Source organism: Streptomyces sp. ADI95-16, assembly GCF_003721495.1.
Taxonomy (GTDB): Bacteria; Actinomycetota; Actinomycetes; order Streptomycetales; family Streptomycetaceae; genus Streptomyces; species Streptomyces goshikiensis.
In genome coordinates this window covers 150,510-162,161 of record NZ_CP033582.1, presented here as the reverse complement: position 1 = coordinate 162,161, position 11,652 = coordinate 150,510, and the positions used below count along the sequence as shown (strand labels likewise).

Sequence of the window (11,652 nt, the reverse complement as noted above, 5' to 3'; positions counted from 1 at the left end):
ACAGCGCGCCGGGGAACAGGTCATACCGACCAGGGTCTCGGCGGAGAACACCCCCGGGGCCGACGTGCAAGGCAAGGAGTGCTCCGTGCGCACCCACCACAAGACCGCCATCGCCCTCGCCGCCGCGCTGCTGACCGCCGCGGCTCCGGTCGTCGCGCAGGCCGCCCCGGCGGCGGAACGCGGCGCCGCCCCCTCGGCGTGCCGTCCGGCCAACCACACCGCGAAGATCACCTCGGCGCCGGCCAGCGCGGGGCACCACCACTACCGCGTCACCCTGACCGCGCCGCGCGGGTACGACCCCTGCGCGCTGGCCGGTTCGCCGACCGACGTGCGGTTCTCCGACCACGGCTCGCGGACCCCGGTCACCGCCGGCCGCTACGGGGACCAGAGCGCCGTGGTCACCTTCGGCCCCGGCCGCCCGGTGCACTTCGACATCCAGGTCCCGGGCGACGCCCGCCAGGTCCGCGCGGACGAGGCGTCCTTCACGCTCCGGGGCCCGGACGGGCCGATCCCCGGCGCCTCCTTCGCCGAGGGCGCGCTGATGGTCGCTCCCGGCACCCTCATCGGCCCGATGGAACAAGGCGCCTGACCGCGACCGAGCGGGAGAAATCGGGCTTCGCGGTCGATTATTCGGATTCGCCAATTCCGTATATTGCGAAGCCTTTGCCGTGGCGTTCTTCTTAACTCAGGTCTACCTCAAATCCCGGAAGATCGATTGACGCGTCGCGTCCTCCCCGTGCAGTCTTTGCGAAGCGCGGCCCGGCCCACGGGAATGAAAGAGCCGGTGCGCGCAACACGGGGGGAACGGGGGATTGACAGGGTGTACATTCATGCCCTTTTCCCTTTCCTGCTCGAACGACTTCGAGTGGTATGGACCTAAGGGGAAAGAACGTTATGCGCTCCACTGTCAGAAGAGGTGTCACCACGGCCGCCGGCGTCGCTCTGGCCGCGGTGACCCTGGCCGTGCTGCCGGGCTCGGCCCAGGCCGACGACTCCTTGGTCTCGAACGTACGGATCGCCAAGTACACGGCCTACCTCGCGTCGCAGTCGGCCAAGGGGGACGCTCAGGCCGAGGAGACCGCCGAGGGATTCGCCGCCCTCTCGAAAGCAGACAAGGCCCGGTTCCTCGACCTGATCGAGGACCGCGCGGTGATGCGCAAGGTCTTCGACCCGGCCGAGGCCCCGTCCGCGCTCGTGGGCTCGTCGCAGCAGGTGCTGGCCGGCGGCGACGTCGTGGTGCAGCACGAGTCCCTCAGCGGCGTCGACGAGGCCTCGCCCCACACCTCCGTGGCGCTCAGGGCCTCCGGCTACCGGGACATGTGGGCCTCGTACTCGATCACCGACAGGGTCATGGGCGTCAAGGTCTCGCGGGTCACGGTGCGGACCAACTATCAGGTAAAGGGCAAGGACACCACGAAGGTGTACCCGGGCAGTGCGACCCATTCCCTTTCCGTGCCGGGATGCTCTTTCTCCAACAGCCCGGTGAAGGAATGGATTTCCTCCGCGCCGGCCGACAATGCCCAGAGCGAGACCATTTGGTCGGCATCGTGCTGGGGCAGCGAATGGGACAAGCGGGAGCGGGTCTGGGCCGACTACCGCGGCTTCGTGGGCGGTTACCTCAAGGACGAGTAAATTGAAAAGCCGATGAATTCGCCTTCAGGTGAATTCACCCTCGGGTGAGGTCGGCGGCGGGCTCGGTCGCGTAGCGGCGCATGGTGTCGATGCCCGGCCTGCGGCGTCAGCGGCCGCCGAAGGTGTGCGGGGCGCCGGGCGGACCAGGACGAACGTGCCCGGCCCGCGCCGTCCAGGAACGCCGGCAGGCCGTGCTGTGGAACGGCACGGCCGGCCCGGCCCCGCTCGGCCACGACCTGCCCGCGGAGCCGGCCGCGGTGTCGCTGACACGGGCACCCGCGATGTCGTGCGCTCGCGCGGGGAAGCGCACGACATCGCGGGGGAGTGCCGGTGCCGGCGCCGCGCCGCGCGGACCGGCGCGCGCGGCGGTGAAGCCCGTGCCTACCGGAACAGACGGTCCCCGGGGCCGGCCATGCGATGCGTGCCGCCGTGGCGGTTCACCCAGTCGCGGACGAGGCCGATCGCGTTGGCGCACTGCCAGCTGTCGTCGTACTCGCGCACCCCGGTGAACGCCCCGTAGCCCGCGATGATGCCGTCCACGCGCCCGTCGCCCAGCAGCTTGTCCACGTACCACGGGTCGTTGTACGTGGTCGTCCAGGACAGCGTGGCCGCGAGCCGTCCGGCGTCACGGTCCCCGGCGCCCTTCTTCAGCTCGGCGCACGTGTTGTAGGTGGCCTCCGTGCAGTTGCCGAACCCCTTGGTGATGTCGCTGTCGCCGTAGTCCATCACCCGGCGACCGGCCGGGAACCCGGAACCGGACCGGTTGAAGGCACCCTGGACCTGGTCGCGGCTACCGGTCGAGGTGATCCCCTCCAGGCTGCCGAGCCGGCCTTCCAGGCTCTGCCAGCCCCGGCCGCCCACGTCCGGGGTGTTGCCGCCGTGGTACTCGTAGAACCCGTACAGCACCTGGATCCCGGCGGCCGTCAGCCGCTGCGCCTTGTCGCGCAGTCCGGCGACGCTGCACCCGCGGTTCTCCCGCTCCCCGCAGTAGTTCGGGTCCTTGATGTCCAGCCAGACCAGCGACAGCCGGCGTCCCGCGTTGGCGTTGGACAGAATGCGGTCGATCATGCTGTCGAAGCTGGGGCCCAGCCGGTTGTCACCGGCCGAGGAACAGTCGTGATAGGCCCGCCATTCGTTCGGGTTCCACCAGGCACAGACGTCTATCTCGATGCTGTTGGCGCCGTGCTTCAGGGCGGCGTCCACACCGGCCAGCGTGTCGACGCGGTGCGCGATGGCATAGATCGGGTGACGCTGATCGGCTGCTGCCGCCGGGGTCGTGGTGAGCGCGGTGGTACCGATGACCGCGCACAGGGCCGCCATCAGCGTCATGAGCACCCGCACCCGTGAACCGGCACCACGCCTGAGGTATGTGGTCAAGAAAACTCTCCGTCAAGTCGGTGTCCTGATAGGACGGTTGATCTGGTCCCGCACATGCTGGCACGCGATAAATGCATGATGAACGGACCTGGTGGAAGGCAGCCACGGAGTGGCGGGAAACCGCCTCCGGCCGCGGCGCCGCCCGCCTTTACCGCGGCCCCCGCGTAGGTGATGCTGACCCGGCGTTGGACGATGATCGACACGGGGGACCCGGTCGGTCCGGAGGGGGAGACCGCCGTGGTGCGCGTAGAGCTGCTGGGACCGGTACGGGTGTACGCCGATGACGGGGCCGGGGCCGGGGCCGGGACGGCGCCGGTCGAGGTGGGCGGCCCGCGGCTGCGGATGCTCCTCGCCCGCCTCGCGCTCGGTGAGGGCCGCACGGTGACCACCGACTCGCTCGTCGACGGCCTGTGGGGGCAGGCGCCGCCCGCCGACGCGGCCAACGCCTTGCAGGCACTGGTGTCCCGGCTGCGCAGGTCGCTGCGCGGGGCCGCGACGGTGGAGTCCGCCTCCGGCGGCTACCGGCTCTCGGTGCGCCCCGAGGACGTGGACGTCCACCGCTTCGAGGACCTGGCCGCCCGCGGCCGTCGCGAACTCGCGGCCGGCCGCCCCGGCGAGGCGGCCTCGCTCCTCGGGACGGCGCTCGGGCTGTGGCGGGGCGAGGCGCTCGGCGACGTACTCGACGCCCCCTTCGCGCGGCCCGCCGCGACCCGGCTCGACGCGCTGCGCACCGCCGCCGCCGAGGACCGCTCCGAGGCCGAGCTGCGGCTCGGACGGTACGGGGAGGTGCTCTCCGACCTGGAGGCGGCGGGCGCCGCGCGGCCGCTGAGCGAGCGGGTCGCCGGCCTGCGGATGCGGGCGCTGGCCGCCGCCGGACGGCAGTCCGAGGCCCTCGCCGTCTACGAGGCGATACGGGAGCGGCTCGGCGACGAACTCGGCGTCGACCCGTCGGCCGAGCTGCGCGAAGTCCACCTCGCCCTGCTCCGGGGCAGGCTGGAGACGCCCGCCGGGCGGAACAAGGCCGCCCCCGGCCCGCTGCCCGCCCGTCTCACCAGCTTCGTCGGCCGCGACGCGGAACTCGGCGGACTCGCCCGGCAGCTCGACCGCGGCCGGCTCGTCACCATCGTCGGCCCCGGCGGCGCCGGCAAGACCAGGCTCTCCTGCGAAGCGGCCACCCGCGACCGCGCCCACGCGCGCGGCCGGGTCTGGTTCGTACCGCTCGCCGGCGTCAGCGCGCCGGACCAGCTGGCCGACGCCGTGCTCGGCGCCCTCAGCTCCACCGACGGCGGTCTCTACGACGCCGCCCAAGGGCAGCGGGCCACCCCGGTCGAGCGCATGGCCGGGCTCTTCGGCAGCGGCGACGCCCTGCTCCTGCTCGACAACTGCGAGCACCTCGTCGAGGCGGCCGCCGAGCTCGCCGCCGAACTCCTCGACCAAATGCCCGAGTTGCGGATCCTCGCCACCAGCCGGGAGGCCCTCGCCATCACCGGCGAGGCCCTGTGCCACCTCGGCCCCCTCGACGTGCCGACGGGCTCACCGGAGCCCGCCGAGGCCGCGCAGTCGCCGGCCGTACGCCTCTTCGTCGACCGGGCCACCGGCGTCCGGCCGGACTTCACGCTCGACGACCGCACCCTCGACGCCGTGGTCGAGGTCTGCCGGCGGCTCGACGGGATGCCGCTCGCCCTCGAACTGGCCGCGGCGAAGCTCCGCTCGATGAGCGTCGAGCAGGTCGCGCGCCGCCTCGACGACCGGTTCCGCCTCCTCGCCTCGGGCAGCCGCACCGCCCTGCCCCGCCAGCGCACCCTGCTCGCGCTCGTCGAGTGGAGCTGGGACCTGCTCGACGAGCCCGAGCGGATCCTCGCCCGCCGGCTGTCGGTGTTCCCGGGCGGCGCGACCGTCTCCGCGCTCGAAGCGGTCTGTGCGGACCCCTCGCTCCCGGCCGGCGACATCCCGTACGTCCTGGACGCCCTGGTCGAGAAATCGCTGGTCACCGTGGTGGCGGGGACGGGCGGGCCGCGCTACCGGATGCTGGAGACGGTACGGGCGTACGCGGCGCGGCGCCTCGCCGACGCCGAGCCCGGCGAAGCCGTCACCCGGCGGTACGGCGCGTACTTCCTGGCGCTCGCCGAGGAGCACGAACCCCGCCTGCGCACCCGCGAACAGCTGCGGGCGATCGAGGTCTTCGACGCCGAACACGACAACCTCGTCCTCGCGCTCCGCTCGGTCGCGGACGCCGGGGACGGGGACACGGCGGCACGCTTCGCCGGGGCGATGTTCTGGTACTGGGGGATCAGGGGGATGGACGCCCACCTCGACGCCCACCTCGGCTCCCCCCTCGACGCCCACTCGGCTGCTCCCGCCGCCCCGGGGGCCCCGGCCACCGAAGGCGGTACGGCCACCGCGCGCGAGTTCCACCCGGCCGCGCTGCTCCTGCGCATGTCCCGCGTCGCCCCGCCCACGGGCGCCCCGGGACCGGGCACCGCCGCCGACCGGGAGGACCCCCTCGACTCGCCCGACCCCTGGGTGCGGGCCGGCGCCCACCTGGCACGGGACTTCGCCCTCACCGAACGGGGCGACCTGGTCACCGGCGCCGCATCCCGCGCCCTGGCCCTGCGCGGCTTCGAGGCGGTGGGCGACCGCTGGGGCCTCGTGATGAGCCTCCTGCCCATCGGCCGCGACCACTCCCTGCGCGGCGAGTACCCCGAGGCCATCGCCACCTTCGAACGCTGCGTGGCGCTCAGCTCCGAACTCGGCACCGAGGACTACCTCTACCTCAGCAAGGCCAGACTCGCCCGCGAACGCCGGCGCAGCGGCGACCTGGAGGGCGCCTTCCGCGACCTGTACGCCGCGCACCGCCAGGCCCGCGAGCGCGGACAGCTGCGCCTGGAGGCCAACATCCTGGTGGGCCTGGCCAATGTGCACCGCAGAGCCGGTGACCTGGCCCAGTCGGACGCCACCCTGGACCGCCTGGAGGCGCTGGGCGTCCGGCGCCCCGCCCTCAAGGGGCTGGCCCGCGACCTGATCGTCAGCACCCGCATCGAGAACCGCCTCGCCGCCGGGGACGCCGTACGGGCCAGGGCCCTGCTGCCCGAGGCGGCCGGCGCCCTGTTCGGCCAGGGAGCGGGAGCCGCTCTGGCCTGGGTGGCCGAACTGCTCGGTGGGATCCGTACGGTGGAGGGCGCTCCCGAGGAGGGCGCCAGATCGCTCGGCATGAGCCAGGTGATGCGCGGGGCCTTCGACCACGGCGAGCCGGAGTGGCGCGAGCTCATCGAGCGCATCGTGGCGGTGCTGGGCCGCCGCGGCTTCGACACGGCGTACGCGCGGGGCGCCGCGTACTCGCGTGACGACGCCCTGCGGTGGCTGGAGGCGGAGACCCTGCGCAGCACCTGACGGGTTTCAACCCGACAGGTCTCAGACGGCGTTCTTGCGGTAGGCGTGCATGGCCAGCGGGAAGAAGACCACGATCACGCCGGCCATCCAGGCGAGGGTGCCGAAGAGGGAACCGGCGACCGGTCCGCCGTTCAGCAGGCCGCGGACCGTCTCGGCGACCAGGGAGACGGGGTTGACGTCGGACCAGGCCCGGAGCCAGCCGGCCATGCCCTCCCGGGGGATGAAGACGTTGCTGGCGAAGGTGAGCGGCAGGATCAGGATGGTCATCAGGCCCTGCACGGAGGCCGGGTTCTTGATCAGCATCCCGAGGTACACCGAGATCCAGGAGAAGCTGAGCGCGAAACCGACGAGGAGGGCGAGCGCGGCGAGGGAGGCGAGCGGACCGGTCCGGACCCGGTAGCCCATGACGAGGGCGAGGACGACCAGGGCGCCCAGGCAGACGACGTAGCGCACGATGTCGGCCAGGACGGCGCCGATCAGGGGGCTGGAGCGGGCGATCGGCATGCTGCGGAAGCGGTCGAAGATCCCGGTACTGGCGTCCGCGGACAGCGAGGCGCCGACGCCGATGCTCGCCTGGAAGACGGCCATGACCATGACACCGGGGGCGACGAGCCGCAGGTAACCGTCGGTGTCGCCGCCGGACATGGCGTCACCGAAGAGGTAGATGAACATCAGCAGGCTGATGATCGGGGTGAGGACCACGTCGACCAGCTGCATCGGCGACTTCATGAACCTGGTGACCCCGCGGCCGGCGAGGGCGAGGCTGTGGTGGGCGGTCTGCGCCAGGCTGATGCGGCCGGCGGGCTCGGCACGGCCGGCGGGGAACTGGATGCTCATGACAAATACCTTTCAAGACGGGGGAAGCGGAAGGGCGGACGACCACGACGACGACCACTCAGACGCCGACGGCCTGACCTTCGGTGACGGGCGCGTGCCCGGTCAGGGCGAGGAAGACCTCGTCCAGGCTGGGCAGCCGCAGGCCGAGCTCGTCGGCGGTGATCCCGGCACCGTCCAGGCGGCGGGCGACCGCGGCGACGACCAGCGGGTCATCGGCGGGCACGGTGAGTACGCCGGACTCCTGGGCGGGGACGTGTCCGGTCAGCTCGGCGAGCATCCCGGCGACCTGCGGCACATCGGCGGCCACGGTGGGCCGGACCTGGAGGATCTGGCCGCCGACACGGCGCTTGAGCTCACCGGGCCGGCCCTCGGCGACCTTGCGCCCCTTGTCGAAGACGGTGATGGAGTCGGCGAGCTGGTCGGCCTCCTCCAGGTACTGGGTGGTGAGCAGCACCGTGGAGCCGTCGGCGACCAGCCGCCGTACGACGTCCCACACCTCCTGCCGGGCGTGCGGGTCCAGACCGGTGGTGGGCTCGTCCAGGAAGAGCACCTGCGGCCTGCCGACCAGGGAGGCCGCCAGGTCGAGGCGCCGCCGCATGCCGCCGGAGAAGGTGGCGATCGGCTTGCGGGCCGCCTCGGTGAGCGAGAAGTCCTCCAGCAGCTGCGCCGCCCGCACCTTCGCACCGCGCCGCGACAGACCGAGCAGCCGCCCGATGAGCACCAGGTTCTCGACGCCGGACAGGCTCTCGTCCACGGAGGCGTACTGCCCGGTCAGCCCGATCAGCTGCCGCACCTTGACCGGGTCCTTCACGACGTCGTGCCCGCCGATGGTGGCGTGACCGCCGTCGGGCCGCATCAGCGTGGCCAGGATGCGTACGGTGGTGGTCTTGCCCGCCCCGTTGGGCCCGAGGACGCCGACGACCTTCCCGGCCGGCACCTCCAGGTCGACACCGTCCAGCGCGGTGAAGTCCCCGTACTTCTTGACCAGCCCCTCGGCCCGGATCGCGTACGCCATGCTCAACAACTCCTCGTCAGGTCCTCGTTCTCGATGCCCCAGACCCTGCCGCTCCTCCCTGACAGCCCCCTGACACCCCCCGGCCACCCCGCTGACAGCCCCCGCCGAGCGCTGTCAGCGGCTGTCAGCGGCGCCCGCGCCCTGCTGGGCGCACCCGGCGCCTGACGAGCCGGGCCCGCACTTCGAACGGGGGCGATTTCGGATCACCTGCGCGCTGTGCCGGATTCGGTCCGTTTCTGGCCATTGCCCACCTGTTTCGCATCGGTCATGGCGTATCGGGGTTTTCGCGGGGTCCGGATGGACAGCGCTCCGTGCGGCGGGGACCGCGTCCGTGGGGGGCGAGCGCCCGCCAGTCGAACAAGGGGGTTTTGAGCGATGGCTGCTCTGAGCTACGAGATCCTTACCGACCCGGTGCCGTTCCGGACGTCCGGGTCGGACGACGCCCAGACGTCCGTGGCGGGCACGGTGTACATCGTCGTCTCCAATCCGACGACGGACTGGGTGCCCTGGTACCAGATCGAGGTGGTCCTGCCCTGTGGGAAGGAGGCCGGTGACCTGACGGACCGGCCGGACGTGATCAAGACCGGGATCGAGCCCTACGCGGTCCGGTTCGGGGACGTACCGAAGGACGAGTGGGACGCGAGCACCCGCACCTTCACGGTCTCCGCCGCCCTCGGCGGGCTGTTCACACCGGGCGATTCGATGGTCCTGTCGCTGGACGGATTCCCCGTCTCCGACAAGGAGGGCCTGGTCCGCCTCACGGTGAACGAGATCTCGGGCGGGGACCCGGGGGACGCGGTGCGCACCCGCCCCCTGACCCTGAGCCTGCTGAAGCGGGCGCCGAAGGCACCGCGCAACTTCCGCCCCGAGGAAGCCCTGGTGGACGGGGGCGAGAACGTGGTCCTGGTGTGGGACGGCCCCGACACCCTGACCTACACGATCGAGGGCCCGGACGGCCTCTCCGTACCCGTCCCGCAACGCTCCGGGCCCGACTGGCGGTGGTCGCCCGGCCCGGACGACGCACCCCTGCGGGACGTTACCTACACCCTGGTGGCCACCTCCCCGGACGGACGGCAGCCCGGCTGCTTCCTCACGACCACCGTCGCCGTGCGCAGGCCCGAGTTCGAGGCCGTCACCGCCGTCCAGGGCCTCTTCGCCCCCCGGATCGAGGGCACCACGGACAAGGGCGTGATCGTCCTGACCGAGGACGGCGTCGAGGTCCTCGCCGCCGACGGCGCACCCGGCCTGGTCTCGGCCGGGAAGGCCGACGTGGAGGGCGTGACCACACGCTGGGTGCGGGGCCGTGACGCCGCCGCCGGGTGGATCGAGTTCCCGGCCGCCGGGCTGAACGTGTTCCGGGGCGAGGGCGACCGGAAGTGGGGGACCGTGGCCGCCGACAAGGCCGATCTCAACGGCATCAACACCGCCTGGGTGCAGGGCCGCGACGCCGCCGCCGGGTGGATCGAGTTCCCGGCCGCCGGGGTCAACGTGTTCCGGGGCGAGGGGGACCGGCAGTGGGGAACCGTGGCGGCCGACAAGGCCGACCTCAACGACCTCGCCACCGACCGGGCACGGGTCAAGGACCGGCTCACCCTGGACGGCGGGTTGACGGTCACGGACGTACTGGAGACACGGAGCGGGCCGTCCCGGCTGATCGTCCACGGCCGGCTGGACGCCGAGGGCGAGCTGAGCGCCGCTCAGAACGCTTCCGTCGGGGGTGAGCTGAGCGTCAACGGTGAGCTGCGGGCCTCGCAGGGCGCCGAGGTCGCGGGCACGGTCGTGGCGAGCGACCTGACGGTCCGGGGCAAGCTGCGGACCAACCACGAGCAGTTCAAGCTGATCGTGGAAGGCGAGTCGCTCTTCCGCGGGCAGGCGAACGCCAACGGCGGGCTGGCGGTCCGCAACGAGCACGCGGGATGGCTGGTGCACGCCAAGGGAGAGCAGGTATCGATCCAGGGAGACCTGCGGGTCCACGGCGCGTTCCGCTCGGACTCCTGACCCCGGGGGGACGCCGCGCCGCCCGCCGGGTCGGGACAATTCCGGGACGGCCGCCCCATGATTGCGGGACCGGATTCCGGTCATTCTGGCGGGGTTCGCCCACCAGGGCGACGGAAAAGGAGTGACCGATGCCGCAGCTGGAGATCGAATTCCCTGCCTTCGCCGAGAACTGGCTTGAGGTGGAAAGCGTCCCGCAGATCGGGCGGGACGCCGCCGAGGAGCGTGCGTGGGTTCCCGCGTACTGGGCAGCGCCCGCCGCTGCCTGACGCGGCAGGCCGGGGGTGGCATCGATGCGATGCCGCCCCCGGCCGTCCTTTTTCGCACCTCCCGCACGAACGGTGGCCCGATGTCTGTCGCTGCAATCAACAACAATTCCCCGGAATCCCCGGAATCCCCGGAGTTCCTGGAACGGCCGGAATCCCAGGCGTTCCGGCGCGCGGACCGCATGCTGGTGGACAACCGCAGGTTCGGCGATTCCCGCTCCATCGAGGAGCGGAACGTCGCCCGGTTCTCCATCGGCGCGGAACTCGCCACCCCAGGGGCCAGGCCGAGGCGCTCATCGCCCTGGCCCGAGCGCTCCGCGCGGCCGGCGACCCCGAGGGCGCACGGGCCCGCGTCCACCAGGCGGCGCACCTGTTGTCCGGCTTCGCCCCACGCCGCGCCGCGAGCATCCTGAGCCTGGCCGACTGACCAGTGCCGTGCCCGGAAAGGCTCACCGGGTCACAGCACTAGGCCCTGTCGTCAAAGTGGCGCCGGTCAGGCCCGCGGCGTCCGGCGCCGTGCATCGCAAGGCGGAGGGACGCCCGTGTACTGGACGTACTCGGGCGCCTGGACAACGCGGCGAGGTGCGGTGCCGGGCGTCGCGGGCCAGGCGCCACTTTGACGACAGGGCCTAGGCGGCTTGCCCCAGGTCCAGGTACGTCGCCCGCTGCACCACGCGCAGCCGGTCGAGGACTTCGGCGACCTCCGCCCGGTCCCTGCGGCCGGCGGCGAACCCCCTCAGGACCTCAAGGACCCGCGCGGCCTTCCAGCACCGCAGCGCGGCCTCGTCCACCAGCTTCGGACCCGCCACCCGCATCAGGACCGCCAGCCGCCGACGAGCGCGCCGCGCCCTGCGCCGGCCCCACCAGCCCTCCTGCGCCCCGTCGAGGGCGCGTACGGTGTCCATCCGGTTCACCAGGGCCCGGATCCGGGCCTCTTGCGGGGCCGTCCAGTCCCGCCCCCGGCGGCCGGGAAGCGCGGACAGGACCTCCTCGACGGCCATCCGGGCCGCGGCCGGCCCCCGTTCGTCCAGCAGGGTGACGGCCGACCACAGCGAGGTTTCCACCGCGGGCGCGTTGTCTCGTTCGGACACGACTTACCCCCTCTCCGTTCCTGACTCATGCCCGCACGACCGCCACGCG

General features: G+C 72.5%; 10 protein-coding genes and 1 pseudogene. 7 read left to right on the top strand and 4 right to left on the bottom strand.

The features are described 5' to 3' along the window. Positions 1–85 precede the first annotated feature (85 nt). From EES41_RS37630 to EES41_RS43500, 3 genes and pseudogenes are all read left to right on the top strand, one after another. Complete coding sequence (locus tag EES41_RS37630; RefSeq protein ID WP_164496184.1) at positions 86–589, top strand: DUF4232 domain-containing protein; 504 nt, start codon at positions 86–88, stop codon at positions 587–589. A 305-nt stretch (positions 590–894) separates the two neighbouring features. Then, positions 895–1,632, top strand: coding sequence for a hypothetical protein (locus tag EES41_RS37625; RefSeq protein WP_123083046.1), 738 nt, complete (start codon positions 895–897; stop codon positions 1,630–1,632). A 164-nt stretch (positions 1,633–1,796) separates the two neighbouring features. Continuing rightward, positions 1,797–1,898, top strand: a pseudogene (locus tag EES41_RS43500) (LysR family transcriptional regulator); the annotation flags it as partial. A gap of 115 nt (positions 1,899–2,013) precedes the next feature. Here EES41_RS43500 and EES41_RS37615 read toward each other — a convergent pair. Continuing rightward, positions 2,014–2,961, bottom strand: coding sequence for a phospholipase (locus EES41_RS37615; protein WP_250569552.1), 948 nt, complete (start codon positions 2,959–2,961; stop codon positions 2,014–2,016). A 288-nt stretch (positions 2,962–3,249) separates the two neighbouring features. Between EES41_RS37615 and EES41_RS37610 the strand changes: the two genes are divergently transcribed. Then, positions 3,250–6,399 (top strand): BTAD domain-containing putative transcriptional regulator, encoded by a 3,150-nt coding sequence (locus EES41_RS37610; protein WP_254211913.1) that lies wholly within the window; start codon positions 3,250–3,252, stop codon positions 6,397–6,399. Between the two features lie 21 nt (positions 6,400–6,420). Here the strand turns inward: EES41_RS37610 and EES41_RS37605 are convergent, their stop codons facing one another. Together EES41_RS37605 and EES41_RS37600 are read right to left on the bottom strand one after the other, a co-directional pair. Further along, entirely contained in the window at positions 6,421–7,236 is an 816-nt protein-coding gene (locus tag EES41_RS37605) for an ABC transporter permease (protein ID WP_123083044.1), read from the bottom strand. Positions 7,237–7,294: 58 nt separating this feature from the next. After that, positions 7,295–8,251 carry an ATP-binding cassette domain-containing protein gene (locus EES41_RS37600; RefSeq protein ID WP_073794920.1) on the bottom strand — a complete coding sequence of 319 codons (957 nt, stop codon included), beginning with the start codon at positions 8,249–8,251 and terminating at the stop codon, positions 7,295–7,297. Between the two features lie 375 nt (positions 8,252–8,626). Between EES41_RS37600 and EES41_RS37595 the strand changes: the two genes are divergently transcribed. The 3 genes from EES41_RS37595 (at position 8,627) to EES41_RS41905 (ending at position 10,925) form a co-directional block, all read left to right on the top strand. Beyond that, positions 8,627–10,249: a hypothetical protein gene (locus EES41_RS37595; protein ID WP_123083043.1), complete on the top strand. Its 1,623-nt coding sequence runs from the start codon at positions 8,627–8,629 to the stop codon at positions 10,247–10,249. Positions 10,250–10,377: 128 nt separating this feature from the next. Further along, on the top strand, positions 10,378–10,515 hold the full coding sequence (locus tag EES41_RS41910) for a hypothetical protein (RefSeq protein ID WP_158074271.1): 138 nt from the start codon (positions 10,378–10,380) through the stop codon (positions 10,513–10,515). 80 nt (positions 10,516–10,595) lie between these two features. After that, on the top strand, positions 10,596–10,925 hold the full coding sequence (locus EES41_RS41905; protein ID WP_164496183.1) for a hypothetical protein: 330 nt from the start codon (positions 10,596–10,598) through the stop codon (positions 10,923–10,925). 216 nt (positions 10,926–11,141) lie between these two features. Here the strand turns inward: EES41_RS41905 and EES41_RS37590 are convergent, their stop codons facing one another. Next, on the bottom strand, positions 11,142–11,603 hold the full coding sequence (locus EES41_RS37590) for a hypothetical protein (protein WP_123083042.1): 462 nt from the start codon (positions 11,601–11,603) through the stop codon (positions 11,142–11,144). Positions 11,604–11,652: the final 49 nt, after the last annotated feature.

Bases quoted from the DNA above. Each gene is read 5' to 3' on its own strand.
- EES41_RS37625 (WP_123083046.1), top strand. From the start codon at position 895: ATGCGCTCCACTGTCAGAAGAGGTGTCACCACGGCCGCCGGCGTCGCT.
- EES41_RS37615 (WP_250569552.1), bottom strand. From the start codon at position 2,961: ATGACGCTGATGGCGGCCCTGTGCGCGGTCATCGGTACCACCGCGCTC.
- EES41_RS37605 (WP_123083044.1), bottom strand. From the start codon at position 7,236: ATGAGCATCCAGTTCCCCGCCGGCCGTGCCGAGCCCGCCGGCCGCATC.
- EES41_RS37600 (WP_073794920.1), bottom strand. From the start codon at position 8,251: ATGGCGTACGCGATCCGGGCCGAGGGGCTGGTCAAGAAGTACGGGGAC.
- EES41_RS37595 (WP_123083043.1), top strand. From the start codon at position 8,627: ATGGCTGCTCTGAGCTACGAGATCCTTACCGACCCGGTGCCGTTCCGG.
- EES41_RS41910 (WP_158074271.1), top strand. From the start codon at position 10,378: ATGCCGCAGCTGGAGATCGAATTCCCTGCCTTCGCCGAGAACTGGCTT.
- EES41_RS41905 (WP_164496183.1), top strand. From the start codon at position 10,596: ATGTCTGTCGCTGCAATCAACAACAATTCCCCGGAATCCCCGGAATCC.